Annotated in this window: 31 protein-coding genes; 13 read left to right on the top strand and 18 right to left on the bottom strand. The window is 39.1% G+C overall.

Annotation, left to right across the window (positions count from 1 at the left end; genetic code table 11):
* Positions 1–447: 447 nt before the first annotated feature.
* From Q4503_RS16360 to Q4503_RS16380, 5 genes are all read left to right on the top strand, one after another.
* Complete coding sequence (locus Q4503_RS16360; RefSeq protein WP_303602905.1) at positions 448–1,608, top strand: AAA family ATPase; 1,161 nt, start codon at positions 448–450, stop codon at positions 1,606–1,608.
* Positions 1,608–2,594, top strand: a complete 987-nt coding sequence (locus Q4503_RS16365; protein ID WP_303602906.1) for a ParB N-terminal domain-containing protein — start codon at positions 1,608–1,610, stop codon at positions 2,592–2,594. Before Q4503_RS16360 ends, Q4503_RS16365 begins: the two co-directional genes overlap by 1 nt.
* 217 nt (positions 2,595–2,811) lie before the next feature.
* The gene (locus Q4503_RS16370; RefSeq protein WP_303602907.1) at positions 2,812–3,261 is read left to right on the top strand and encodes a hypothetical protein; all 450 of its coding nucleotides are present in this window, start codon (positions 2,812–2,814) and stop codon (positions 3,259–3,261) included.
* On the top strand, positions 3,254–3,574 hold the full coding sequence (locus Q4503_RS16375; protein ID WP_303602908.1) for a hypothetical protein: 321 nt from the start codon (positions 3,254–3,256) through the stop codon (positions 3,572–3,574). Before Q4503_RS16370 ends, Q4503_RS16375 begins: the two co-directional genes overlap by 8 nt.
* On the top strand, positions 3,574–3,873 hold the full coding sequence (locus Q4503_RS16380; protein ID WP_303602909.1) for a hypothetical protein: 300 nt from the start codon (positions 3,574–3,576) through the stop codon (positions 3,871–3,873). Before Q4503_RS16375 ends, Q4503_RS16380 begins: the two co-directional genes overlap by 1 nt.
* A 39-nt stretch (positions 3,874–3,912) precedes the next feature.
* Here the strand turns inward: Q4503_RS16380 and Q4503_RS16385 are convergent, their stop codons facing one another.
* The gene (locus Q4503_RS16385) at positions 3,913–4,080 is read right to left on the bottom strand and encodes a hypothetical protein (protein WP_303602910.1); all 168 of its coding nucleotides are present in this window, start codon (positions 4,078–4,080) and stop codon (positions 3,913–3,915) included.
* Between the two features lie 116 nt (positions 4,081–4,196).
* On the opposite strand from Q4503_RS16385, the gene Q4503_RS16390 reads away from it, so the two are divergent.
* The 8 genes from Q4503_RS16390 to Q4503_RS16425 all read left to right on the top strand — a co-directional run bounded on the left by Q4503_RS16390 (position 4,197) and on the right by Q4503_RS16425 (position 8,328).
* Complete coding sequence (locus Q4503_RS16390; protein WP_303602911.1) at positions 4,197–4,382, top strand: hypothetical protein; 186 nt, start codon at positions 4,197–4,199, stop codon at positions 4,380–4,382.
* Positions 4,382–5,989, top strand: a complete 1,608-nt coding sequence (locus tag Q4503_RS16395) for a DNA cytosine methyltransferase (protein ID WP_303602912.1) — start codon at positions 4,382–4,384, stop codon at positions 5,987–5,989. Before Q4503_RS16390 ends, Q4503_RS16395 begins: the two co-directional genes overlap by 1 nt.
* A gap of 55 nt (positions 5,990–6,044) precedes the next feature.
* A complete protein-coding gene (locus tag Q4503_RS16400; protein ID WP_303602913.1) occupies positions 6,045–6,404 on the top strand; it encodes a hypothetical protein in 360 nt (119 codons plus the stop codon).
* Between the two features lie 24 nt (positions 6,405–6,428).
* Positions 6,429–7,019, top strand: a complete 591-nt coding sequence (orn, locus tag Q4503_RS16405; RefSeq protein WP_303602914.1) for an oligoribonuclease — start codon at positions 6,429–6,431, stop codon at positions 7,017–7,019.
* Between the two features lie 16 nt (positions 7,020–7,035).
* Entirely contained in the window at positions 7,036–7,161 is a 126-nt protein-coding gene (locus tag Q4503_RS16410) for a hypothetical protein (RefSeq protein ID WP_303602915.1), read from the top strand.
* A gap of 287 nt (positions 7,162–7,448) precedes the next feature.
* Positions 7,449–7,643 (top strand): hypothetical protein, encoded by a 195-nt coding sequence (locus Q4503_RS16415; protein WP_303602916.1) that lies wholly within the window; start codon positions 7,449–7,451, stop codon positions 7,641–7,643.
* 81 nt (positions 7,644–7,724) lie between these two features.
* Positions 7,725–8,024 (top strand): hypothetical protein, encoded by a 300-nt coding sequence (locus Q4503_RS16420; protein ID WP_303602917.1) that lies wholly within the window; start codon positions 7,725–7,727, stop codon positions 8,022–8,024.
* A 124-nt stretch (positions 8,025–8,148) separates the two neighbouring features.
* Positions 8,149–8,328, top strand: a complete 180-nt coding sequence (locus Q4503_RS16425) for a hypothetical protein (protein WP_303602918.1) — start codon at positions 8,149–8,151, stop codon at positions 8,326–8,328.
* Between the two features lie 110 nt (positions 8,329–8,438).
* On the opposite strand, the gene Q4503_RS16430 is transcribed toward Q4503_RS16425, so the two are convergent.
* From Q4503_RS16430 to Q4503_RS16510, 17 genes are all read right to left on the bottom strand, one after another.
* Complete coding sequence (locus tag Q4503_RS16430; protein ID WP_303602919.1) at positions 8,439–8,771, bottom strand: hypothetical protein; 333 nt, start codon at positions 8,769–8,771, stop codon at positions 8,439–8,441.
* 1 nt (position 8,772) lies between these two features.
* Positions 8,773–9,168, bottom strand: a complete 396-nt coding sequence (locus tag Q4503_RS16435; RefSeq protein WP_303602920.1) for a hypothetical protein — start codon at positions 9,166–9,168, stop codon at positions 8,773–8,775.
* 13 nt (positions 9,169–9,181) lie between these two features.
* On the bottom strand, positions 9,182–10,621 hold the full coding sequence (locus Q4503_RS16440) for a hypothetical protein (RefSeq protein ID WP_303602921.1): 1,440 nt from the start codon (positions 10,619–10,621) through the stop codon (positions 9,182–9,184).
* A complete protein-coding gene (locus Q4503_RS16445; RefSeq protein ID WP_303602922.1) occupies positions 10,621–11,358 on the bottom strand; it encodes a hypothetical protein in 738 nt (245 codons plus the stop codon). Before Q4503_RS16445 ends, Q4503_RS16440 begins: the two co-directional genes overlap by 1 nt.
* Positions 11,355–11,669: a hypothetical protein gene (locus Q4503_RS16450; RefSeq protein WP_303602923.1), complete on the bottom strand. Its 315-nt coding sequence runs from the start codon at positions 11,667–11,669 to the stop codon at positions 11,355–11,357. Before Q4503_RS16450 ends, Q4503_RS16445 begins: the two co-directional genes overlap by 4 nt.
* The gene (locus Q4503_RS16455; RefSeq protein WP_303602924.1) at positions 11,636–11,974 is read right to left on the bottom strand and encodes a hypothetical protein; all 339 of its coding nucleotides are present in this window, start codon (positions 11,972–11,974) and stop codon (positions 11,636–11,638) included. The genes Q4503_RS16450 and Q4503_RS16455 overlap by 34 nt, the downstream gene beginning before the upstream one ends.
* Positions 11,974–12,522, bottom strand: a complete 549-nt coding sequence (locus Q4503_RS16460; RefSeq protein WP_303602925.1) for a hypothetical protein — start codon at positions 12,520–12,522, stop codon at positions 11,974–11,976. Before Q4503_RS16460 ends, Q4503_RS16455 begins: the two co-directional genes overlap by 1 nt.
* A gap of 77 nt (positions 12,523–12,599) precedes the next feature.
* Positions 12,600–12,953, bottom strand: coding sequence for a prefoldin domain-containing protein (locus tag Q4503_RS16465; RefSeq protein WP_303602926.1), 354 nt, complete (start codon positions 12,951–12,953; stop codon positions 12,600–12,602).
* The gene (locus tag Q4503_RS16470) at positions 12,954–14,294 is read right to left on the bottom strand and encodes a hypothetical protein (protein WP_303602927.1); all 1,341 of its coding nucleotides are present in this window, start codon (positions 14,292–14,294) and stop codon (positions 12,954–12,956) included.
* On the bottom strand, positions 14,294–15,109 hold the full coding sequence (locus Q4503_RS16475; protein WP_303602928.1) for a hypothetical protein: 816 nt from the start codon (positions 15,107–15,109) through the stop codon (positions 14,294–14,296). The genes Q4503_RS16470 and Q4503_RS16475 overlap by 1 nt, the downstream gene beginning before the upstream one ends.
* Positions 15,100–16,470 (bottom strand): hypothetical protein, encoded by a 1,371-nt coding sequence (locus Q4503_RS16480; protein ID WP_303602929.1) that lies wholly within the window; start codon positions 16,468–16,470, stop codon positions 15,100–15,102. The genes Q4503_RS16475 and Q4503_RS16480 overlap by 10 nt, the downstream gene beginning before the upstream one ends.
* Entirely contained in the window at positions 16,467–21,050 is a 4,584-nt protein-coding gene (locus Q4503_RS16485) for a hypothetical protein (protein ID WP_303602930.1), read from the bottom strand. Before Q4503_RS16485 ends, Q4503_RS16480 begins: the two co-directional genes overlap by 4 nt.
* A complete protein-coding gene (locus Q4503_RS16490; protein WP_303602931.1) occupies positions 21,040–21,339 on the bottom strand; it encodes a DUF1799 domain-containing protein in 300 nt (99 codons plus the stop codon). The genes Q4503_RS16485 and Q4503_RS16490 overlap by 11 nt, the downstream gene beginning before the upstream one ends.
* 95 nt (positions 21,340–21,434) lie before the next feature.
* Complete coding sequence (locus Q4503_RS16495) at positions 21,435–21,983, bottom strand: hypothetical protein (RefSeq protein ID WP_303602932.1); 549 nt, start codon at positions 21,981–21,983, stop codon at positions 21,435–21,437.
* Between the two features lie 107 nt (positions 21,984–22,090).
* The gene (locus Q4503_RS16500; protein WP_303602933.1) at positions 22,091–23,017 is read right to left on the bottom strand and encodes a hypothetical protein; all 927 of its coding nucleotides are present in this window, start codon (positions 23,015–23,017) and stop codon (positions 22,091–22,093) included.
* Positions 23,018–23,019: 2 nt separating this feature from the next.
* Positions 23,020–23,199, bottom strand: a complete 180-nt coding sequence (locus Q4503_RS16505; RefSeq protein ID WP_303602934.1) for a hypothetical protein — start codon at positions 23,197–23,199, stop codon at positions 23,020–23,022.
* Positions 23,200–23,221: 22 nt separating this feature from the next.
* The gene (locus Q4503_RS16510) at positions 23,222–23,647 is read right to left on the bottom strand and encodes a hypothetical protein (protein WP_303602935.1); all 426 of its coding nucleotides are present in this window, start codon (positions 23,645–23,647) and stop codon (positions 23,222–23,224) included.

A 23,647-nucleotide genomic window follows, 5' to 3' on the forward strand; every position in this document is an offset into this window, starting at 1 on the left:
AATTACGACTATACGTATAGTCGTAATTGATATCGTACACGGTAACATGTTTCTATGTATGTTTCCATGTATGTAATTCAGTATATATGTTGTTGCCGTGTATTATATTATCCATCATACACGGCAACAGCTTTGTCGATGTATGAAGCGGATATATATTTTTATTGCATTGCCGTAAGAATTAATAACTTATGAAAGGTAATATGGTTTTCATGGGTGATGATGCATTCTCGTATGGTTCCTGTTATTTAGTTATGCATCTAAAGCCCTTTATATTAATAGCTAAGAGCGAATTAAAAGCGGAACTACCCTGTAACAAGATACAAATAACAAAATAAAAGCGCTAAAGGTTTGCATTTTACGGCTTATTTAATAAAAATATTGACAACCTACAATAAAAATATAAACTAGGTGTAAATAACGAAACCACCGTAAGGGAATTAACAAATGCGCTTAAAAGAGACGCTAATAAATGCACTTAATAACTCACAACACCTGGCTAAACTGGTTGAACAAAAACAGTTTGGAAGCTCTAATTATGAAGACAGAGTTATTAAGCGTCGTTGGGGGGTTGGTGATGCAGCCAAGCTAGTTGGTATATCTAAAACAGCAATAGACAAAGCTGAAACCAATGGCCGGTTACCACCACCAGAACTGGGCGAAAACGGTAGAAGAATTGGTTACTCTATTTATCAAATAAATGAAATGCGAGAGTTGTTCGACACTGCACCATATAGAAAAGAAGGTGATGATCCATTAGTTGTTTCAGTTTGCGGCCACAAAGGTGGCGGATGGAAAACATCTGTATCAGTTCACCTTGCACAATGGTTAGCGCTGCAAGGTTATAGGGTCTTATTAGTTGACCATGACCCACAAGGAACAACAAGCTTATATCACGGGTATACACCAATGCGTGTTGCTGATGAAAACACATTGCTACCCTTTTACTTGGGTGACGAGGTAGATTTATCTTACTCTATTGTTAACACGTACTGGCCGGGGCTAGACCTAATACCTTCAAACCCATCTGTCGATAGAATAAAACTAGAACTTCCTAAATTAGCTGAAAGCGGAAAGCTTGATATTCCACATCACTTAATACTGCAAGCAGGGCTTGAAACCGTAAAAGATAATTACGACTTTGTTATTGTTGACGGAACACCAGACCTTTCAGATATCACTATTAACATGGTTTTTGCGGCTGATTTAATACTATGTCCAACCCCTGCAATTTATGCCGATTACATTAGCACTAGTCAGTTTTTCAGCATGATGTTAGCAATGATAGAAGACATAGATGACAATGGTTTTGAGCCTGAATTAAAAGTGCTAATTACTCATTTTGACAACGGAACTCACAGACAAGCCGGAATGATGGACAACTATATAAGGCAAACTTGGCCCGGCATGGTTTACAAGCACAACATAAGAAAAACTGAGGAAGTACCCAAAGCACAATTAAAAATGCGTACCGTTTTTGAACAAGCATCAGCTGAACGAAGTAATCATGGGGCCTATAAAAATGCCCTAGCGATATTCGAACCTGCATTCACAGAGATTTTAAACAGCCTAATATTAACAAGATGGCCAAGCAAAGGGGAATTGTAATGTCAAAATTAAAAGGATTGAATTTAAGCCCTGATGATTTAGCTAAAGAATTACTGAAAAACAAACCTGCAGAAAGTCAAAGGCCTGTCGCAAGTATGCCAGCCGTTAACCGAGTAAAAGTAAATCGTGGTGACTATGGCAACACCAATAAGAAAATGCTAATGGGTAAAATGGTTACCTTTACCTACAAAGTAATTGAAGTTGGAAAAGTAGAACAACAAACTTCTGTTTTTAATCTTAACGAACGTGATCAGGATTTACTTAACGCACATGGTGTTGCTGATATTCTTGCCACCATTAAAAAGAATAAAATTAATGATTTTGAAGTTTACGCTAGACCAATAAAAAACGGCAGCGCTTTTGAATTAGCTGACGGTTCAAGAAGACGCCGAGCGTGTATTTTAGGTAATGCAGCTTTGGCAATGTGGGTAGCTGACTTAACTGATGAACAAATGGAGCATCTTTCAGAATCAGGAAATATGCACAAGCAAGCATCTGTTTACGAGCGTGGTGTAGTAATGGAGCGTTGGATTGAAGAAGGTAGATACACAAGCTCTGCTGACATTTCACGTGAACGAAATATTGCACGAAGAACGGTTGACCGATGCAGAAATGCCGCAAAATTACCAAAATGGCTAATAGAAGCCTACAGAACACCAAATGATATGAGCGTTGAATCTGCAGGCAAGCTTCATGACTTAGTAACAAAAACAAAAATTGATATGGATCTATTAAAGCGCAGAGCCGAAAGTTGTAAGCTTTTTTGGGATAGTAACAAATACTCGGGGGCAGAAATTACTAAACAACTAACCGCGCCAGTTATAGACCCAAACACAAAACCACAAAAGAAAAAAACAGCTTGGGTGATTAAAGGAAAAGTAAAAAGAACATCAAACGGCAAAGGCCACTGTTACGAGCTGCCAGAATTAAGTGAAGAAGATCAAGGTAAAATAGATGCTTTTCTAAAAGAATTAATTGAAAAGTGAAATTAATAGGCTGCGTCAACAGCCTATCAACCGCTTTAGCGTCAACTAAAGCAACATAACTAAAACTGTGAGGTAAAAACTATGTCTAGAGATCAATTTAACATATTAAAAGCAATGCCACTAACAAAATTAATTTTGTTACCTTTATTCATGCGTGAAGACTTGTCAGCACGCTACCTATTTTTGAAACAATTTAACTAATAAAAAGGAATTTAACATGAAACCTATTGACCACTTTGATTTACAAGAAATGGCTAGCTTAGTTTGCGGTATGACAGAAGCCGAGAGCGATGCAGTTATTAATGATGATGAAGATTTTGACACACCATTATTAAATAAACTAAATGTTGATTTTGAACAGTTCTCAGCAGTTGCGGAAGCAATATTAAATAATAATTCACTAAAAATTGGATTTTCACCAATGACAAGTAAAGTCTATTTGGGACTGCAAAGAGAAAATGTGTGGGTTGGCCACAAAGCAGATATTACCTCAGACTTTATTCAAGTAATGGAGCATAAGTTTCCTATAAATACAGCACAAAACATTTCTGTTGGTGGTGTAAATAAGTTTAGATTTTTATCGCTTGATATGGACAAAAAAATTACTGTAAATGGTAAGGACCCATTTGCTAAACCTGAATTAATTAAGAGTGATAATAATGATTAGTTTCAATGATTTTGATTTGGCCAGTGTGGATCAAGAAATAAGAAAACAACGTGATGGTATTATTAAAGGCTGGCAATCAGCAATCGATAAAACGTTAGATGATGAACTTAAATCATTTTTTGACCATAGGTTTGGCCAAAATTGTTGGACAAGTTCTTTTGTTAAAAATCGAGGTGAGGTTTTGTATTACCGTGCTTGCGATAAAACAGAGTTTGTTTTTGACGAAAAAATCGTTTTCTCATTACTGATTAAAACCGATACCGCTAATCCGTGTATCGAAGTTATACGCTACTATAAAGAGGAATCTGAATAATGTTGATATGTTGGTGTTGCAAGAAAAACTTTACTTTAAAAGACAGAAGAAAAAATGATGGCCACTGCCCTCACTGCCAAATTGAACTCGATCTAGAAACCTACCTTGAAAGGTTTATTGAAAGAGTTGAATTAGTAAAAGATGCAGAGGCTTATTTAGATAGCTTTATTACAGATATAGAGCAATCAATGCATAACTGCCCTGAATGTGACGATACAGAAGAATTAGACAAAATAGTTGAATTAGATGAAGCAAAAGTTTCACTGACAAAACTAAGAGAATACACCAAAAACTTTTAACCACATAGCTCACCAAAACCGACTCAAGTAGTCGGTTTTTTATTGCGAACCCACCTCTTTATCTAATACTTTTTTAATCCAAGCCGACAAAGCAAAGCCGTTATCTTTAGCGGCTTTTTTGTATGCTTCTTTACGTTCTTTAGTAACACGAATTGGCGGTATAACGTCACTCGCTAACTCGTCTTTGTTTTTTTTTGGTCTGACCATGATTAACTTGCTTTTATTGATGTATTTATATTATTGCATATACAAAAACTAATTGACAAGAACTTTATTTAACGGTAAGTTATTGTATATACATTAACACCGATAGGTTAGTAATTATGAGTACACACGAAATAGAGCTAAGCAGAAATGCGGTACTTGCTACAAGAAAATTGTTTAATCACTTAACTACTGATGATTTAGAGGCAGCTGGTTTTGATGATGCTGACATTGAATCATTTGGCGAGCTGTTCCTTGAAATAAAGGAGCAGTGCGAAGAAATTGAAATGGGGATGCACGACTAATGCTTTTACCAGGTGAACTAGTAGTTGATAACTTTGCAGGTGGTGGCGGTGCCAGTACAGGAATGGAATTAGGTTTAAATCGTCATGTTGATATAGCAATAAATCATGATAAAGATGCTATTGATATGCATAAACTTAACCACCCCGAAACTAAACATTATTGTGAATCAGTTTGGGACGTTGACCCAATAGAGGCATGTAATAACAAGCCAGTTGGATTAGCTTGGTTTTCTCCTGACTGCAAACACTTCTCAAAAGCTAAGGGTTCAAAGCCCGTTGATAAAAACATTCGTGGCCTTGCTTGGGTTGCTGTTCGTTGGGCTGCACTTGTGCCTGTTAGAATGATAATGCTTGAAAATGTAGAAGAGTTTTTAACTTGGGGCCCTGTTATTACCGATGAAAACGGAAACGCTAAGCCATGCAAAGAGCGAAAAGGTGAAACGTTCAAAGCGTTTGTTGCGGCTTTATCGACTGGCTTATCGCTTGACCATCCAGCAATAGAAGATGTCAAAGCTGCTTTGGGTGATAATTTTGATTTATCAAGAATTGAAAAAGGCTTGGGTTATAACGTTGAATGGAAGGTATTAAAGGCCTGTGACTACGGAACACCTACTATTAGAAAGCGTTTGTTTTTAGTGGCAAGAAATGACGGTAAAGCAATCGTATGGCCAAAGCCGACACATGGAGAAGGACTTAAGCCATTCAAAACAGCAGCCGACATTATTGATTGGACTGTACCCGTTCGGTCTATATTCAATCGTAAAAAGCCACTAGCTGAAAAAACTATGGCAAGAATTGCCAAAGGTTTACAAAAATTCGTAATTGACTCGAGTAATCCTTTTATTGTACCAGGTAAATGCGCCACGCCATTTATTACTGAGTTTGCTAATAGCTCAAAGCAAAGGAATATGTCAGTCAACGAACCACTAAGAACAATTTGCGCACAAGTAAAAGGTGGCCATTTTGCTTTAGTCGCTCCAATTATTGATCGTCAATTTGGTAAATCTGAATGTAATTCAGTAGAAAAGCCACTTGGAACAATAACAGCCGGAGGCATGGGTAAATCTGCATTAGTTTCGGCACATATAGCAAAGCATTACACTGGTGTTGATGGTTCAGATATTAAAGAACCATTACATACAATTACCGCTAAAGATCATAACGCTTTAGTCACTAGTCACATGGTTAAAATGCGTGGTGACAACATAGGCCATGGAACCGACGAACCAGTTCATACTATTTCAGCCGGTGGTTTTCATATCGGTGAAGTAAGAGCCTTTTTAGTTGAATATTACGGCACTGGTACTGCACACCAATTAGATAAACCTTTACACACAGTTACCACTAAAGATCGCTTTGGGCTTATCACTATTAAAGGTGAAGAATATCAAATTATTGATATTGGTATGCGAATGCTTGAACCGCATGAATTGTTCGCGGCTTCTGGCTTTCCAAGTGATTATTTAATTAGTCATGATAGCAACGGCAAAAAGTTATCAAAAGCAAAACAAGTGGCTCGATGCGGCAATGCGGTTTGCCCTCCAATACCAAAAGCGTTAGTAATAGCGAATCTAGGTAACGAACAACAAGGTCGCATAGCGGCTTAATTAAAACCAACTATCCGGAATTTCCGGACAGTTCAATTATTACGGAAAAATCATCATGGATAAAGAGCAACTAAAACTAAACCTAGAACAGCGGAAATGGGCGTACTATTCGTTAAGAAATGACCTTCATGTAATCAAAGATAAATTACATAACATTAAAAATAACAGAGGGCACAGCCCTGCTTTCAAAGTGCTTTCATCGGCACTAGATGTATTTCAAGAGCAAGTTGATCGTGATTATTATAGATACGAAAAACGTATTGGAAGCAGAATTAATAATGATATTGCAATGGAATTGCAGCAAGCTTTAAACCGTGAACGTAAGTTACGCGAACAACTAGAAAGCAAGGTAAAAGAAGCTTCTGAATCCAGTGGTCTTTTTATTAAATATGTTAGAGAAAAACTAAAATTTTAACTTAGCAATTATTACGGAAAAATTATGCAATATTTTTTACATGGTGACTTAGAAACAGGTGGCTTAAATGGCCGAATTGAAAACGGCAAGCTTGGAATGGAGTATTACCCTATATTTGAGTTGGCCTTTATTGTTACAGACCTTAACTTAGAACAAGTGGGTGAGCCGTTGAGATTAGTTATTCATCACAACGATGATGATATAAATAAGTCTCATGAATGGGCTATAAAAACGCATACAGAGAGTGGTTTGCTTAATGAAGTGAGGCTTTCTACGTTAACGCTAGAACAAGCAGAGCAGCGCATTATTGAACACTTGAAAGCTCTTGGTATTGAGTCATACGATAGTAAAGAAAAAACAGGCGCTGCTTTCTCCGGTAATTCTATTATGTTTGATCGCTCATACCTCATGTGCCAAATGCCCAAGCTACATGAATATTTGCACTATCGTCAGTTAGATATTTCAGCATTAGCTTTAGCTGCTAGAGCATTTAACCCCGAGCTTGAAAAAGAGATAACTAGCAAAAAACAATACAAGCATGAAGCGTTAGCTGATATTAGAGAGTCAATTGCAGAGCTCAAAATGTATCGTTCAGCATTGTTTAAAATTACTTAATAATATAGGGTGAATTATGAACTATAGGTTTGGACAGGTGGTTAAAGCGTGGTTAGGTCAAGCAGATGAACCCCAAGGGTTAGCCGATGGAGAGCAACGACAATCGAGCCTAGAGCCGATTGTTATATGGCGAACTAATTAATAACTGGAGAGATTATGCTCATTTTAAATATAATATCCGCGACTTTGTTATTAGTAATGTCGGGTCATTTTTTAACAGTGTTTACACAGAAAAAACAGCCAGAAAATGTATTTAAGGCGATTCTTTGCATAATGAGCGCATTGTTTTTTATGGTATCTAATATAGGAATTGCTAATTCCTGCTAACCTAGCACTAAACGGTTGCCTGCTCTAACAATGAGTTGGCGACCAACTGTTATGCAATCCGATTTGAGTGGGTTGTTATAAGGCTTATTAAGGGGTGAAATAATGCAATACAATTTTACAGAAGTATCTATAAAGGGCGTTAAAAAGTGGAAAGAAGATGGGAAAAATAAACAGAAAACCAAGAAGTTTTTCCAAACTCTTAATCCTTATAATAGAAACTCAGATGGGGATATAAAAACAAGAGCAGAAATACTCAAAGAGATAACAAAAGAGCGTGACGAATGGTTAGCCTTATAACCTTTTGCGAACAGCGGCAAGCTCGCCTTGTCCGTTGGTTTGCGTTGTTATGTTACCGTTACTGAAATTAAGGAAAGTAAAATGAAGATTAATGTAAGAGTTGCAAATAAAGTTATACAGAAAACCAATGGCTACACTTTTGAATCTGGAGATTACGAAATTCAGCCGTTTAAAATAACACGAAGTAGGGTTGGTAGCGTTGGCGCAGCCAGAAATAGATATTACTACGTAGCTCATTTTATTGGATTTGGCGATATGTTAGATGTGCATAAAAATTCAATAGTCGGCGTGGAAGAATACGCACACTTAAATAGAAAATCAAACCCGAAATTTAACCCTAATAAATTAACTTGGGATGGTAATACTGCGTACTTGGTTTAGTAACATAACCTTTGCGTTAAGCGGTTTATAACAGGGTTCTTGGCGTAGCCAACTGTTATAAATCCGACTTGCACGGCGTTGTTAGCAGTGAATTATTAAATACTAAAATCAATGGAGAGAAAGAATGTTTAAAAAAGAAGATATAGAGTTAGTCGAAAAATTAACTAACGAGGCAAATAAAAAGCTTGAAGAAGTTGGTAACATCTATAAAGAGCTAAATAATCTTGGTGTAAATCCTGATTATACAACGAGAGGTGATTTTACAGGAAGGTACTATCTTAATTGTACTTTAAAGATAGGGTAGCAATTCCTGCTAACACGTTGCACACGGGCAAAATGCCTTCTTTCTACAAGTACGAAGCAAATTAAATCAATAGTTTAAGTGTATTCTGTGTAGAAAGAAGGAAATCTCATTTAAGACCAGTTGGCAATATGAATATAACCACTTGCGGCTGTTGCGCTTCTGTCGTCTTTGTAAACAACAAGCTCTGCAAAGCTGCGTCGGGTTAGTAAATTGATGTTGTCAGTGCTTGGGGTAATAGTGAAAATGTCACCCACCCATGTTATTTCACCGTTATCAGACGAAATAACAACGTCACCGGCCACAAGTTCAATTTTGTCTATTTTACTTGGGTCTAAATTGCCATCTTCATTTTTTACAACGCTAATATTGCCCGGGTCGCTAATGTTCACTCGTAATATTTCTGAGTTCTGCTGCCCTTTGTAAAACGAAAATTTGAATTGCATATTAAGCTACCGCTGCTAATTCGCGCATGAAAGTAACGATTGCCGGAATTGTTACGGTGTCACCATCTTCATTGGTAATAACGCGGTCGGTTGCGTCGTTACAAATAATGACTTCTTCGTTTACATCGTCTAACACTAAAACAACTAAGTCATTGTTAGCAGCAGCTGTTGATGATGGATCAATTGATTTACCATTCACTGTGATTTTTAAATCGTCGTTATCTTCTGTTAACGCAACGTCACCACTTGTCATTGCTGCACTTGCGATAACTTTAGCGCTCGCTTGTGCATAAGTGTCGGCTTTTACTACGTCAATTGCTAAGGCTAAAAGTTTGCCGTTGTCTTTTAAGTGTTGTGCGCCATTTTTCTTGAAGTTAAAGCTTGAGAAGTTCGCCATTTTTAGTGCCTCGTTATAAGTGTTCTATTGTGTAAGTTGGGGTTAACATTTCTATTTCGTGCGTGGGGGTTAGTATTTCTATCGTTATTTGGTCGATATCAATACTGAGTTGTTGCGAGATATTCTGTTCAATTATTGTGATTAATTCAGCGTGCGTGAGCTGCTCGCAAATAACTGCGTCAAGCGTTATGTCAACGTTGATATGCTGTGTTGATGTTTGAGTTAACTGTTGCGTTATTATTGCGTTAATAATGCTGTCAGCGTTTATGTCAGCCAGTGTTGATTCGCTTAATTGCTCGGTGTGAACAACTGATACAAAAATGCCGCTTGATTCGTCAACACTAACTGTTATCGACTGTGATAATTGTTCTGCAGTAATTGCGTTAGTTTCATTAATTGCTGATACGTTAGCGTTAACTGCTTGGGCTAATTGCTCGCAAGTAACCGCTTTAATGCTTGCGACTTCCTCGAGCGTTATTGTTTGCGATTGTGATTTTTGCTCAGTAACAATTACGTCAACGCTTTGGGTTCCGTCACCTGACACATTCACGTTAAGTGATTGTGTTAATTGCTGTGCTTGTACTGCGTAAACGAGTTGTGTTGATTCGTTACTAACCGTTGAACTTTCATTTAGTTGCTCGCAAATAACGGACGATACGTTGTTAATAGTGGCAAGGGCCTGTAACGTACTTTCTGTTTTTTGCTCGCTAACAATTGCGTTTAATTGCGCTGTTTCGTTAATGCTTACTAGCTGAGATTGTATGATTGACTCTGAAATAATAGCGTTAGCAAAGCCAATGCCCATGACTGAAACTGTTTCAGATTGGGTTAGTTGCTGCGTTGTTGCTATGGTGATTGATTGTTCTGTGCCTGAATCATCTAAGTCAACCCATACGCTGCCGTCGGTTGGAAACCCTACACCTGTTGCATTATTACCTGCAACAGTGTCTATCATCACAGGCTGACTACCTGTGTTGCTGTGGTCTGATAATGTGGGGCTTAAATCTAACTCAGGCGTACCATTAATATCTACTTTTAAGTATTCTAACCGACCTTGCTGAGTTGCCGCTCCGAAATTAGCACCAACAATTCTTGAGTTTGTTACTGTATCTGTGTTTAAGTCAAAACCACCAGTCTGTAGCGCTCCATCTATGTACAAGTCAAGCCTACCTAGAGTTCTTCTGAACTCTATTTCTTGCATTATAGTTACATCTAAACCTATCGCCCACTCTCGATTACTGCTATCACCGTTAAACCTAACAACTCCTGTGTTAGCTAGGAATATAATTCTAGGCTGTGTTGATGCATATGTACTCCCACCAATCCACCTAGTATGTGCAGCGTTAGAAAGAGATGAGACCTTGATTCTTATAGAAAAATCATCAGCACTCCCGATGCTAAAGCCATCATGGGTGAGGTAGTCACTACCACTAAACTGTAAAGCGACAGTCATTAGATTAACTCAACTGTAAAATCTACATCGGCAAAGGGTATTCTTACTTCATAATCTCCTGATTTTTTACCTGTCATTTCAATTATGTAGCTGCCTGTTTCTTGTACATAAACATTCTTCATCCCGTTAGACGGAACAAACCCTGCTCGCACTTTCCATAATGTAGCTGCTACACGCTCAGGCAAGTCTTCATTAAGAATTACCGCAATATATTTACCAGAAATATACGTTATCGGTTTGCTTGTATAAGTACCTTTTGCCATGTTTAACTGAGCTTGGGTACAGTCCGAAAAAGGGTTAATAATCTTATTGCATTGAGCTTTGCACTCAGTTAATAACGCATCTATTAGCGCCGAATAATCAGGCATTGTTACATCGCGCATATGCTCAGTTCGTGCGATTATCTTGTCACCTGTGGTAGTGCCGTCACCAATGATAAAGTTAAAATCACCACCGTCACTTGAGCCATCGTTTAGCGTGTTAACAATGAGCAAGCATGCTTCTTTAGCTGCATGGTTCGTAAAGTTTCCAGTACCTACGCCTTCTTCATCCAGAATTTCAGTATCGTGCTTACCTTTGGATATTTCATCAACTATCAAATACAAATTAAGCTCAGACAAAATAAGCCCCATTGTTTTGCTTGATAGCATTCTTGTAGATATTTCTGTGTAGTCGTGAACGTCTTGAAGTTCTGCGGTTGGATTTTGCTGAATATATTGCGCTAATGTTATGCTCATACTGTTTTTGTAACCTCTTTCTGTTTGCCGCGTTTAAATCTGTCGAACGTTACTTTTTTAAAGCCTAAATTTTCAGTGATAAATATTTTAAAGCTTTGAAAATCTCGCTTGGTGAATGTGTCGTCGCTTTTGTTGATCAACAATTCGACTATTGGAACATCAGCAGTAATTGTGATTACTGCTGATGCTGAGAACGCGCTACCAAAGCTTGCTGTTTTACGTGCGAAATATTGCTGTCCGTTTAATTTTCTTTCAAACGTCCAGCACCCAACTTGCATTACTGCGTTGCTATGCCCTGCTCTATTTCCCATTGATACATCCTTTTGCAATGTTCGGGCTTATCGCCAAAAAGTTCCGCTAGCCAGTCGATAACCTTGGCTGAGTAGTAAAAGCGTTTGTGCTTTGTTATGTATTGCCCTGTAAAGCCGCTTATTGTTCGCATGTTGGTGTTGTGAGCAATCGTACAAACGAGCACGTCGAGTAAGTACCAAATGCGAAATGGCATGTTGTTATTTTTAATAAACGGCAAGAGCGGTGCTGCGATTGCGCCAAAAAAAAGGCCTATGATTAAATAGGCCAATAGTGTTCGCATTGCTTTTAACAGTGTAATAAACATTATGGCGCCTCTTCTGTTGTTTCAGCTATTGTTTCGGGGGTTGTAGTGCTGTTGTCGTTACCACCGTTATTTGAGTCGTTAACGCTGTTGTTGTCGGTGTTGGTGGTGCTAGTGGGGTTATTTTGATTATGTTGCGACTGGTCTACATTGCCGTTGGCTTTTATGCCGTTAACCGTTTCGGCGCTTTGTTGGTTGGCTTGATTCGCTTCACTGTTAAACGAGCCGTCGTTGTAAGTATTGCCGCCTGAGCTTTTAATACCTTCAACGGCAACAACACCAAGGGCAGCATAAGGTACGGCAGTCATTGCAACATTAGCGGTGGTTTTTACGAGTGTATTCGCAAAATCCCAGCCGTTAGTTTCTTTTGCTAATGTTATGTTTCGCCTTGGGTCTGTATATTCACAGCCGCTTGTGCAAATGATTGTCGGTTTTGCCATTGCTGCGGCGTAAATTTCAAGCTCTTTATTTTTTAGCGCAACTTCTTCAGGTGATAATGAACACGCACTTAAAAGCACCATCGAAATGATGGCAAATAGTAGTTTTTTCATAGTATTTCTCTTTTTTGTGGGTAGGAACTAGTAAGATTTTTTACGTTTTGGTAATTTATATTATGGTTTGTTCGGCATTAATTGTTTTTATTTATATCCCAAACATCGCCGAAAAATTCGGTTGCTAAATAATGCGCTTCTACAATTTCAGCTTTTGTACATTCAACCATAACACCCGTGCCAACGTCAGCGGTTGACCACATAACAATATGGTCATCAGGTTTACTTAAGTGTTTAATTACTGCGTTACATAAGCGAATCATACTGTTTTCGTCAGCATCGAACCTTTTGCCTGTGCTTGTTGTTACCACGTTTCTAGCGATTAGCTCAGCGCGTGTTTTAACGAATTTTTCTAGCTTTTCTTGTTCCTGCTGTGCTTCAAGTTTCGCGTTGATAATGGCGAGTTCTTCGTGGGTTGGTGTGTAAGTCATTTAAAGCAACCCTCTGTCTGATTCAGATAATTCCGCTTTAAAAATACGAAAATTTTTGATATATCCACACCAAGTTACTAAAGAGCCAGGGCTGTAACTACCAAAGCTAATAGGCTGATTTAGTAAGTTTGTCGCTGTAAATGTATGTTCATTTGCAACTGATACTCCAACCTCATCATTTAAATACTTTGTAACGAAGTCTTTAGTGATGGTATATACAATTTTTGCCGCCACACCGTTTTCTAAATTACTGTGATGATGGTTTACGACCTCACCATCTTCAGCATAGCTAAGTCTCAAAGTGCTTCCTTCGCCATTATTAAACAATCGAATAAAATCATTTCCATTTAAGTATGAAGCAAATATATATCCCGTCCCTATAATCCCTATTTGCTCAATTTCTAATGCTATTGTGCAATTTTGACCCGCGATATTCCCCAAACTTTGAATGTAAGGATTGTCTTGAATTCGCTCTACAGCATCATTAGCGGTAAATATATAACTTGTTGCAAACGGTAGCTTTTCAATTTGCGATCCGAAGTAATCTAGATAGCTAACGCCATCGCCTGTATACGTTGTATTTCCGTTGCCGTATTCATTTGAAAAAAACAACCACAAGCCAACAGTGTTTGAACTTGGTACTTTAGTGACTTCTATCGTAATATCTAATCGACATATACCTGACTTATATCTCGTTATTTTAGTGTCTATTATCGTTTGATTGGGCGTGTAAATATCACCAACGCTATCATCAGACAGCATAAATTCTACAATATTGCTGCCGTCGAATTCGACAAGAATTGCAATATTATCTCTATCACCATAAGTTTGAACGTAAGTCGAAGTTGTAAACACATCTCCTAAAGCAAAATCAGTTGTATTTGCTGTAGTGTCACGTAGTCTCCGCTGTCCTGTATCTGTCGTTTCTGTCAATCGCTGTACGTTTTCTTCCGCCCATTTTACAGAGTTAAACGTTTCTTTTGTAAATCCTAGTGCCGTATTATTCGAACCGTCGCTAGGGTGAAGCCAATTTTTACTTGTGGGCTCGATTAAAGCACCCTTGCTATTTCTTCGTAACTCATTTGCTGCTGCAATACGTAAAACACCGTAATCATCAAAAAAAGTGGCTTCATCAGCCCTGTCTACAATTAAACTTCCTGTCGCCTTTTTTACATCTTGATTTTCAGTAAACAAATGAAGCGATGGCTCATATACTGTTGTTGGTCCAATATTGTCTTTTATCGCACCAATTGATGAATTTAATTCGTCAAGCAATGCGTTGTATTTCGCTACATAGTCGGCATCGCCTGGTGCTATTTTGTGAGCTGAAAAGTCAGTCATTAAACTATCTCTTTATATTTGTCTGTGTGTTTGTTTGCGTTTGCGCGGTGTCTTGTTCTTGAAATGTCAGTATTACGTTTACAAATAGCGGTGTTTTTTAAGCGTTCTAGCCCTGTTGCCGAAGGTTGTAAACACAAGAGTAAATCACCCTGTTTTGTTGTTTTTATTTTTTCGTATTCGTAGCGATCATTTTCAAAGTTTTCTAAGTCGTTCAAGTCGAATGTGAACGCGCGGTAACAACTGCTTGCTGTGTTTTCGTCACCTTCGTCTATCCATTCCCACTTACTACCCCATTCATAATTCCATTTTGGTTCAAATACGTAACCAAGCATTAAGCGGCCAATATCTATTTCGGTATTGTTGGGTGCTGAAATGTCAATTTGTATTGATTGATACGTAACCTGGCTAAACGAGTAAAAGTAATGTTGTGGGAAAATATCCCCAAGTTGCCATTCTGCGTTTACGGGGTCAACACCTGGTACCCATTCGCCAAACGGTTTTATTGTGCCAGCAGATAATGCTGTGCTGTCGTGAGTAACGCTGCCTGTTTGATTAAACCCGTCGTATAAACGAATACGTATAGTTGAGCCGTCTATTAAGTTGTGATATCCCAACGCTAACCCCGACACTACATCGAGCTTATTTGCGTTAAGCTTTATTGTTGCGGTTGTGCCTAATACGCGCATGAAACGATCACGTCGGCTATTGAGTAAGCCGCTTTCAGGTAGCGTTGCAACGGGCGCTGGTGTTACGGTTAATGACGCATCGTTAACGGCCATTGGAAATAAAATATTGAGTTTGTCACTTAACGCCATACGATTAATTCACTTTTGTTTGATTTGTAAGATTGCGTAAAACCAACGACTAATGCGTTTAGCCCTTCGTTGCCGTTATTCCAACGGTCTTTTGGGCTGTAAATATTTACTATGGCGCCAATGTGTATTTCAGGCGATATTCGGTCTATTGATACTGAATAGGTTCTGCGCGTTACACTAAGTAAGTCAGCAAGGCGTCGAGCTTCGATTATTGCTACGCTGTTTTCTGCATAACTAGTCATGCTAAGAATGCGATATGGAAAATCTAAATCAACAGGGTTGTATTGATAAAACGTACTACCACCAGACAAATGATCTGAAGGGCTATTGCTAACTACCAAAGTACTCACAGGATCTTCTTTGGTAATTGCTTGTATTATAGGGTTATCGTTTGGGGTTATCCAACTCGTAACTGTGTTAATGCTGATTTCGTCAGGTATTTCTTTGCGATAAAATTCTATTTCGTCCTGGTCATTAATCCACAACAACGCGCCCAATGTTTCTAGCGTTAAATTTAGAAATTCAGGGAACGTCATACTTTGGTTTGCGTAAAACGTAATGTCCGGGTCGAAGGGGTAAGCTGCTAAATTTTCAGCGTTGAAAGCTTGACCATATTCATTACAAATAGTAGTAAACATGGATTTAAGCTTTTTTTCTGTGGCTGTGCAGATAAAGGTTATATTAAAATCTGAATTTGGAAAGTCAGGTATATAAAAAGCACTGTTTCCATCACCCATGTCTACCCACACTGGTGGTTCATAAATACCTACACCCATTTCATAGCCATTGTGAAAAATTCTAACACTTGCGCGATCGACTTGGTTATCTTTTGCTATTCTATAAAGCCTTTCACCTGCCGAACTTCCGTTAAGACCAACAAAAATAGGTGTTCCTGTTGCTGGATCACCCGCTATAAACAAGTTGTTTACGTTGTAAATATTCGTTTCAATAACGGCTGTTGCTAACGTTGATTTGAATTCAAACGTAGTAGCTGATATTAATTCAACGCTTTCTACAATTCCTTTGTATTGCCGTTTAAAATCAGCTTTAGGCCATGACTTATCACCAATGAATACTTCAATTTCATAACCTTTAAATAGGTAATCTAACCAGTGATCAAGTGAGCCGTCGTTATAAACGCGAACAGCGCCTAAGCTGTCAGCGTCTAGCGTTCGTTCAACTAATACCGTTTCTTTTAAGCAAACGTCGTAACTTACATGCGACGGTGTTTCCCCTGCGCCCGTTGCATAAAAGTGGTCTGACAAATAAACAGTGCCACTTTTATGTTTAATTTCTACGAGTAAAACAGGGTGTTTTGTTGATGATTGAGCCCACTCATTAAATTGTTGGTCTGTTATCATAAACTCACTGCCACTTGTCTTAAGTTACCGCGTACTATTTCAGCTGTTTGCGTTTCAGCCGTGGATATTTGGCTTTCACGTTGTGCTGCTGCATCGTCTGCGTTGTCGTTAGCGTCAGCTCTTAATGCAGCCACTTCTTCACGTAATAGCTTTAATTCAGCAAGCATTTCGGTATTGCTTGCTGTTGATGCTTGGCTTTCACTTGTTGTTATTGTTGCTGCCTGGTTAACGGCGATTGGCGTATTAATTTCAGGAAAAGCGATCACATTGTTGCTTGAGTCAATAACGTTACTTGCGTTTGTTATTGCTTCGCTATTTAGTGTTCCGTTTTTTGTTACGTCAATAAGCTCGGTTAAGTTAACGCTTAACAGTTCACCTAGCTCTGACAAATCAATACTAAAGCTTTCAATTAGCGCGTCGATGCTATCGCCACTTAGCGCTGAAAGCTCAGTTAATTGCGAGGCAAGTAAATCAGCCAAGGCTTGGTTTTCTGCTTGCTGTGCTGCAGCTTCTTGTGCTGCTAGTTGCTCGCGTAAGCTGATTAACTCGGCTGACTCTTCAATAACTTGTTCTTCGGGTGCTTCAAAGTCTGCATAAACACTTTGTAAATCAGTTAATGTTTTGTTTACATCAGCAAACATTGATTTATACATGTTAGACGATGTGCCAAAAAGCTCTTTACCAATTTCTAAGTATTGGCTTGCGTCACTTGTTGCGTCGGCAACTGCTGAGTAATCACCGTTTGCGGCTTGATTAGTTGAAGATGCAAAGTTATCACGGGCAAGTCTGAATTGGTCTTGCTCTGATAATGTTGAGTTTTCACTAAACGCTAGTCCGTTGATGTATTCGTCTAAGGTTTTTTCAGCGTCTAAAGCACTTTCGTAACGCGACATTTCAGTTTCGTAAAGCTTTTCTGCTGCGTCTTGCTGGTCTTGCCAACGGCTTTCTTCTGCGTCGATTAACGTTTGAATGTCGTTAGTTGGACCAAGTAAATCGTCGAGTAACGTTGAAATATCAGTTTTTAGTGATGAAATAGCTTCACTTTGTGCTGCTTTTAAATCTTCTAATGTTTCATAGTATTCTGCTGTTTGACCTGACAATAACAATAATTGAGCGTAAAGCTTTTGTTCTTCTTTGTTAAGCGGATCTAAACCTTGCACTAGCTTTTTAAAGCCGTCGGCCGTTGCTGGTAGCTCTTGATCTAACGCTGCAAACTGTGCAAGCAGTTGCTTTTGGTTATATTCAAATTGCTCTGATTCACTGTAGAAACCGTTGAAAAAGTCACTTGCTGCGCTTTGTAGGTTTTCAATTCCCCCTGCAAAGTCAATTATCGCTTGAGTTGCTTCAATGGTTTGGTTTGCGTCAATACTGTTTAGTGTATTGCCAGTTATTTCAAGCACTGAGTTAAATACGGCTTGCTCTTGCGCTAAACGAATTAATGTTTCGTATAGCCCTTCACCTACTTTTTGAAACTCTTGTAAGTTTGGTACCAGGTAAGTGGCCATTAAGTCAGACTGACTAGAAAATATAGCTTCTAGCTCTGCTTGAATTTCGTCACCCGATAAATCTTTGAAACTGATGTTGGGTAAATCAATAACAAAGTTGTCTAAATTATTGGCTAAATCAACACCTAAAACGTCAACTGCTGAATTAATTGAACTGCCAATGTTGCCAAAAACAAGCGCCATTTCGTACTTCAGCTGCTGGTCAATTTCTTCATATTCGGTGTTGTACGTGGTTTTAGATGATAAGCCCCAACCCTTTTCTTTGCGTGTTTTAATATCGAAGTATTGCTGTGCGTCAACTACACCGCTGTCGATTATTTCACCCATGGTCTGTGAAACAATGCTGATACCTGAATCAATTAACGTTTTTTTAGTTGATGAAAACCCGCCAATAATTTTACCTAAAACACCGGTTGGGTCTAGGTTTGTTAAAGTGCCGCCAAGTAATAAGCTTTCAATTTTTGACGTTGTGCTTTTCTCACCTAGTTCACCGCCATAGCTGCTTGCGTCAAACTTGCCAAAACTGCTAACAAAGCTACTCGCTAGGTAAGTAATGTTGTTATTTAAGTCGTTAAGACTTGTGTTCATTTCGCGTAATTCAGCGTATTGATCAAGCTGTAATTCTTCTTGACGTTCTAAGCTGTTGTTAATTGACGCTGATTTATCGTCACTACCTAACACAGTGCCTGTGCCTTGGGTTTCTTGACGCACTTCTGCTGATACAGGTGCTGTGCCTGAGCTACCAAAAGAACCACCAATTAAACTTGCAATGATGCCAATCATGGCGGCACCAGCGACAAAATTAACAGGGAACGGAGCTGCAAAAGCACTTGTGATAGCGGTTAAGCCATTAGCGCTTTGTTTTGTTGTTTCGTTAGCAACGTGTACGCCTGTTTCAGCTGTACCCATCACCATTTTTTCAACGGACATAGCAAGCGATGCTACCGCCATTGCTTGTTCTATTGCATGAAACGCTTTAGCTGCTGCTGTTTTTTCACTAAACATGTCGGCAGCTGCACCGGCAATAGATGAATAACTACTTAATTCTGCTTGAGTGCTTGCATAAGTTAAACTTATTTCTTCGGCTTTAAGTTTTTGAAGATCAGCACCGACTTTGGCTTGTTGCTCTTGATTAAATTTAAGCGCGGTAGCATATTTTTCTTGGCTTGCGAATAGTTTATCCATTTGCTGACCAATAGTGCCAAACGTGTCAACAATAACGTTACCAGCACTTGCCCATGCGCCTGAAAAATCGTCTACTTGTTTTATTAGCTCGTCGTATTCTTTGCTAAGCTCACTTGGTCCTTCGGGCGCTGTTTTGCCTTTCGAGGCTTTGTATTGCTCTGCACTTAGCGCTTTTACAGCTGCAATTTCTTGCTCTGTTGCGTCAGCAGATAATTTACTTAAATTAGTGTTAAGTATTTTTTGTTCTTCTGTTAAACCAAGCATCGACAATTGTTGGCCTAGCGATACAATTAATTGTTGGTTAGCGGTAAGCTCTTTTGCTACTGTATTTACATTGTTAGTTTTTGCTTCGGTATCTTTAATAATCGCGTCAGTGCTAGCGGTTTGTGCGTATTCGTGATTTATTAAACTAACAATAATGCGGTCTACGGTTTCTATGTCAGATTTACGTTGATTCTCAAGGTTTGCTAACTCTTCCGTCGCTTGTTTTGCAATATCACTGGTACCCGACAAGCTTTCGGCAAAATCTTGATATCCGGCGGCCATTTCATCAGCGCCAATTTTTGCTAATCCGTCACCGATCAAGCCATAAAGTGACCCTAATTGATTTTGTAACCAAGTTGTTAGTTCGCCCCATATTTGTTTAGCTTTGGGTGCAATTGCTGAAAAAGAATAAGATAAATTGACTAGACCTGTTTCCATTGCGCCAACGAATGCAAGACCAGCAACACGAACTTCAACAAACTGTTCTCTTAAATAGCTGCCAATTTCCCAGCCCGCGTATGCTGAAAACATGCCTAATGCGGCTGTTTTTAACACACCAAAAGCGGTAACTGCTGACCAAGTTGCAGCGGTTGATGCTGCAAGTGATGACGTAAACAATGAAACAGGACCAACACCTGTTGAATAAGCTAATGATGTAGCTAGTATGTTTACAGATAGCACCTTGCTAGCGGCTGCGGATGCAGTCATTAAATAAGGCATTGCTTGCAATCCAAGATATAAACCACCACCAACACCAGCAACTTTAGACAGCGTGGAAAGCAGGTTGACGGCCTGTGGTAACACATTGCTCCAGCCGCCCATGCTTTTTATTGCATCAACAACTAAATCATTCATTCCTTCAAATGCCGGTGCTAAAGCAATAGTTAGTTCGTTGCCAAACCCTGACGCAATGTCTGCCGTTCTCTGAAATTCTCGACCTGCCGCTGCAACCGATTCAGCGTCAATATCGCTAATTGATGTACCCAGCAATCGCGCTTCATTTTGTGCTTCTTTTAACCCTGCTGCATTGTTTTCAAGTAGTGGCAATAAGCGACTTGCATCATTAGCAAGCGCTTCTAAAAAGTATATTTTTTCACTATGCGATCCTACATTCTCAAGCGCCTCTCCAACTTTCAATAATTGTTGATCAGCTGATAAGCCAACAAATTCATTAATGTCTAAATTTAGCTTTTCAAAAACATCTTTTGCTTCACCACCGCCATTTGCGGCAAAGTCACCCACCTTGTCTTGAATATCTTTGAAAATATCGCCCATTTTATCGCCTTGGACGTTAAATTTTTCACCCGCCGTTGTCCATTCAGATAATGTTTGTGTGCTTAAATTTAAGGTGTCAGCCATTACTTTCATTTCAGTAATAGCTTGAGTGCGCATAACCACACCCATTGTGCCTAACGCGGCAGTTGCTATACCGACAACACTTGTGACTTTTCCAAGGCTGCTTATCATTGAGCTTGTTTTGCTGGATAAGTCACTTGTGGTTTTGCCCGTTTTTTTTTGCTGGGTGCTTAAGTCTTTTAATCCATCTCTGGTGAGTTGGGTTGCTTTAACCCCGTTCTTAGCATCGCCAGTAATTAATAAGCCGACTTGATAGTTTTTATTTGCCATCTTTTTTATTTAATTCCTGCAATGCACCGTCTTCAACTAGTTGAATGTCATCTAATAATTGTGAACGGTCTTCTAAGGGGGTTTGTTCAATATTGAAAAGTGATTCTTTGGCCATAATGGGTATGCCAAAATAACCACCCATGCCGCCAATAATGAATTGACGTCGTAGCTTTAAAAATAAATTCCAAGTGGGTACATGTTCGAACCAAATGTGAAAATTTGTAGTAGTTTCTTTCTTTGTTTCAGCTCTGGCTCGGGACCTTTCAATAAATGCTTGATCTAATCCCATGGCACTTGCTTCTTGTTCTATTTTTTTCTGTCTAGCGCTACGGCTATGTTTTGGGGCTGAGCTTTGTTGCTTGCCCCACCACTTACCTAGCGCTATTAGTTTTTTGCACGTTTTTCCTCAAACGCACCAGTTGACGCATAAAGACCTTCACGCAATGCAGTGAAATAACCTTCGTTATTTAACATTTCTTCTACGAGTTCATCGCTATGCTGAACTGTTTCGGCTTTGGCGTTTTTCAGGTTTTTAATTTCATGCAAGCCTGCGCGAATTTCTGCACAAATGCTTTCGCTGATGTTGTCTAATTTGTCGTTTATACTTTCGCGCTGCTTTGCTTTTTCTTCATCGTCTAAGTAATTAGGATCAATGTCGTCACCCAATGTTTTTAAATAGCGAGCGTCTGCTAATGTGATTTTTCCATCGTCTGACAAGCAAGCATTGTCTTGGTCTAAAATAACGAGCTCTTTAGATAGCGCGCGAAGCGTTAGCATTGCGTCGTTAATTCGTTGCTTTAATGATTTATTTTCTTTGCGAGATAATCGCGTAAAAATGGCGTTAAACGGCACTTCAATTTTTTTCTTTCCTTCTAAAAATTTGGCTGTGCAAAGAACGTCTACTTTTGGGGTATTACCGATTAATTGGCTCATGATTTTCCTAATGTGGTTAATGTTGTTAAATTAAATAAATAAAAAAGCCCTAGCAATATTGCTAGGGCCTGTGTTCTAACGTTGAACTAAGGGAGATAACAAATAAATTACGATAGTGTGATTACTAATGGCTCTTGAAATGCCATTTCGAATTGATAAGCAGCATCACCGTCAATAAAGCTTTCGGTTGGTTTAGATAACTGCACACCTAACGACTTAAAGTTGATGGTGTTGTATTGGGTTGTGCCGTGCTCTACTTCAAACGGAACATGAACAACGCCGTTATGCGATTCCACTACTTCAAACCAATCTTTATCACCAATGTCAGCAGCAAGAATAGTGACTGAGCCTGTGGCAAACAACGGGCTATGACGTGCTTCTTTTTGCCCTGGTACGTTTACCATGTTTACACCAGAGCCTGCTTTAATGCTTAGGTTGTGTAATACAAGGTCTTCACCGTCAAGCTGAGCTAACACAGTGTTTTCACAGTTTACAGGGATAGGGTCGGCATAATTATCATAAACAAGTGAACCGGGAAACGGCGCTTCTACAGGGCGAACATAGCCGCCCATAAAGCTAAGTGACATACTTATAAAAGCGTCAAACGAAAAATCGACATTACCGCGAGCGTCAGGTATTACGTTGTATTTTTTATTACCAACATGACGGCCTAAGGTTAATATTGGGCTGTCGACGGTATTATCTAACGTAAATATTTCTTTTTCGTCGCCTGGTGTGGCGTCTTCGGTTCTAACAAAACCACACGCTTCTAGTATTGGACCAAAAACCACGGCGTTAGCATCACTACCACAACCGGCCATGTCAATTTTTGTGCTTAAGCTTTGGTGAGGTTTGGTGTTTATTTCTTCACCGGGTGTTGCTACAACACCGTCAGGGTTACGAGTAACAAAAACACCATCGTATTCACCCACAGTAACACCGTCGACCGTTTCAACAACATTGGCGCCGGTAAGGGTTTCAGGTACGTTTTTTTCCGTTTGAGTGGCAAAGAGTAGTATAAAGTCGTTCTTCATGATTATTCCTTGTTAGCTTTTTCGACGGGTTTAGTAGTTTTTTTTACTACTTTTTCAGTTGGCTTTGTCAAAGAAGCGACACCTTTGCTAGGCTGTTTCTTTTGAGCGACTTCTGAAGGCAATGGCGTAGATATACGCGACCACGCCCCGTTTTTCTCGCGAGTTATGACTTTTTTGGGCATGGAATGCTCCTGTTTAGTGGGGTTACAAAATTTTCTTTTTAAACGTGCGTGCGGCTTCAAAACCCATCACCCACGATTCATGTTTTTTATTTGCGTCTTGATGTTGTCCAGACACAAATGACATAGGTCGGTACTGCTCTGATAGTGAAAAACCAATCAGTGCTTCAATTAACTTTTCTTTGGCTTGTGTTATTGGTGGTTCATCAAGCGTGTTAAAGTCACCGGCTTCGGCAATAATGCAAAACGAATACGTTGAGTTTATTGACTGACGAGGCCTGTTGTCTGAGCTGATTTGTGCGCCACCATCTTTTACAGGCAGTAAATAACAAATGGGTAGTGATATTGCGCTTTTACTTAGATCGTCGATTGACGGAATGTCTTTACTTGCCCTAACTTCACAAAAAAACTTTTGCTTTTTTAGTTGTTGTACGATGGGTTTTATTAGCAT

The sequence above is a fragment of the Colwellia sp. 6_MG-2023 genome, assembly GCF_030547765.1.
GTDB lineage: Bacteria > Pseudomonadota > Gammaproteobacteria > Enterobacterales > Alteromonadaceae > Colwellia.

Coding starts and splice junctions, on each gene's coding strand:
- Q4503_RS16380 (WP_303602909.1), top strand. CDS start 3,574: ATGTTGATATGTTGGTGTTGCAAGAAAAACTTTACTTTAAAAGACAGA.
- Q4503_RS16450 (WP_303602923.1), bottom strand. CDS start 11,669: ATGGGAAATAGAGCAGGGCATAGCAACGCAGTAATGCAAGTTGGGTGC.
- Q4503_RS16360 (WP_303602905.1), top strand. CDS start 448: ATGCGCTTAAAAGAGACGCTAATAAATGCACTTAATAACTCACAACAC.
- Q4503_RS16455 (WP_303602924.1), bottom strand. CDS start 11,974: ATGTTTATTACACTGTTAAAAGCAATGCGAACACTATTGGCCTATTTA.
- Q4503_RS16485 (WP_303602930.1), bottom strand. CDS start 21,050: ATGGCAAATAAAAACTATCAAGTCGGCTTATTAATTACTGGCGATGCT.
- Q4503_RS16475 (WP_303602928.1), bottom strand. CDS start 15,109: ATGGCGTTAAGTGACAAACTCAATATTTTATTTCCAATGGCCGTTAAC.
- Q4503_RS16425 (WP_303602918.1), top strand. CDS start 8,149: ATGTTTAAAAAAGAAGATATAGAGTTAGTCGAAAAATTAACTAACGAG.
- Q4503_RS16385 (WP_303602910.1), bottom strand. CDS start 4,080: ATGGTCAGACCAAAAAAAAACAAAGACGAGTTAGCGAGTGACGTTATA.
- Q4503_RS16460 (WP_303602925.1), bottom strand. CDS start 12,522: ATGAAAAAACTACTATTTGCCATCATTTCGATGGTGCTTTTAAGTGCG.
- Q4503_RS16420 (WP_303602917.1), top strand. CDS start 7,725: ATGAAGATTAATGTAAGAGTTGCAAATAAAGTTATACAGAAAACCAAT.
- Q4503_RS16430 (WP_303602919.1), bottom strand. CDS start 8,771: ATGCAATTCAAATTTTCGTTTTACAAAGGGCAGCAGAACTCAGAAATA.
- Q4503_RS16505 (WP_303602934.1), bottom strand. CDS start 23,199: ATGCCCAAAAAAGTCATAACTCGCGAGAAAAACGGGGCGTGGTCGCGT.
- Q4503_RS16415 (WP_303602916.1), top strand. CDS start 7,449: ATGCAATACAATTTTACAGAAGTATCTATAAAGGGCGTTAAAAAGTGG.
- Q4503_RS16375 (WP_303602908.1), top strand. CDS start 3,254: ATGATTAGTTTCAATGATTTTGATTTGGCCAGTGTGGATCAAGAAATA.
- Q4503_RS16495 (WP_303602932.1), bottom strand. CDS start 21,983: ATGAGCCAATTAATCGGTAATACCCCAAAAGTAGACGTTCTTTGCACA.
- Q4503_RS16410 (WP_303602915.1), top strand. CDS start 7,036: ATGAACTATAGGTTTGGACAGGTGGTTAAAGCGTGGTTAGGTCAAGCA.
- Q4503_RS16480 (WP_303602929.1), bottom strand. CDS start 16,470: ATGATAACAGACCAACAATTTAATGAGTGGGCTCAATCATCAACAAAA.
- Q4503_RS16395 (WP_303602912.1), top strand. CDS start 4,382: ATGCTTTTACCAGGTGAACTAGTAGTTGATAACTTTGCAGGTGGTGGC.
- Q4503_RS16370 (WP_303602907.1), top strand. CDS start 2,812: ATGAAACCTATTGACCACTTTGATTTACAAGAAATGGCTAGCTTAGTT.
- Q4503_RS16440 (WP_303602921.1), bottom strand. CDS start 10,621: ATGACTGTCGCTTTACAGTTTAGTGGTAGTGACTACCTCACCCATGAT.
- Q4503_RS16400 (WP_303602913.1), top strand. CDS start 6,045: ATGGATAAAGAGCAACTAAAACTAAACCTAGAACAGCGGAAATGGGCG.
- Q4503_RS16435 (WP_303602920.1), bottom strand. CDS start 9,168: ATGGCGAACTTCTCAAGCTTTAACTTCAAGAAAAATGGCGCACAACAC.
- Q4503_RS16470 (WP_303602927.1), bottom strand. CDS start 14,294: ATGACTGACTTTTCAGCTCACAAAATAGCACCAGGCGATGCCGACTAT.
- Q4503_RS16510 (WP_303602935.1), bottom strand. CDS start 23,647: ATGCTAATAAAACCCATCGTACAACAACTAAAAAAGCAAAAGTTTTTT.
- Q4503_RS16500 (WP_303602933.1), bottom strand. CDS start 23,017: ATGAAGAACGACTTTATACTACTCTTTGCCACTCAAACGGAAAAAAAC.
- Q4503_RS16390 (WP_303602911.1), top strand. CDS start 4,197: ATGAGTACACACGAAATAGAGCTAAGCAGAAATGCGGTACTTGCTACA.
- Q4503_RS16490 (WP_303602931.1), bottom strand. CDS start 21,339: ATGGGATTAGATCAAGCATTTATTGAAAGGTCCCGAGCCAGAGCTGAA.
- Q4503_RS16365 (WP_303602906.1), top strand. CDS start 1,608: ATGTCAAAATTAAAAGGATTGAATTTAAGCCCTGATGATTTAGCTAAA.
- orn (WP_303602914.1), top strand. CDS start 6,429: ATGCAATATTTTTTACATGGTGACTTAGAAACAGGTGGCTTAAATGGC.
- Q4503_RS16445 (WP_303602922.1), bottom strand. CDS start 11,358: ATGAGCATAACATTAGCGCAATATATTCAGCAAAATCCAACCGCAGAA.
- Q4503_RS16465 (WP_303602926.1), bottom strand. CDS start 12,953: ATGACTTACACACCAACCCACGAAGAACTCGCCATTATCAACGCGAAA.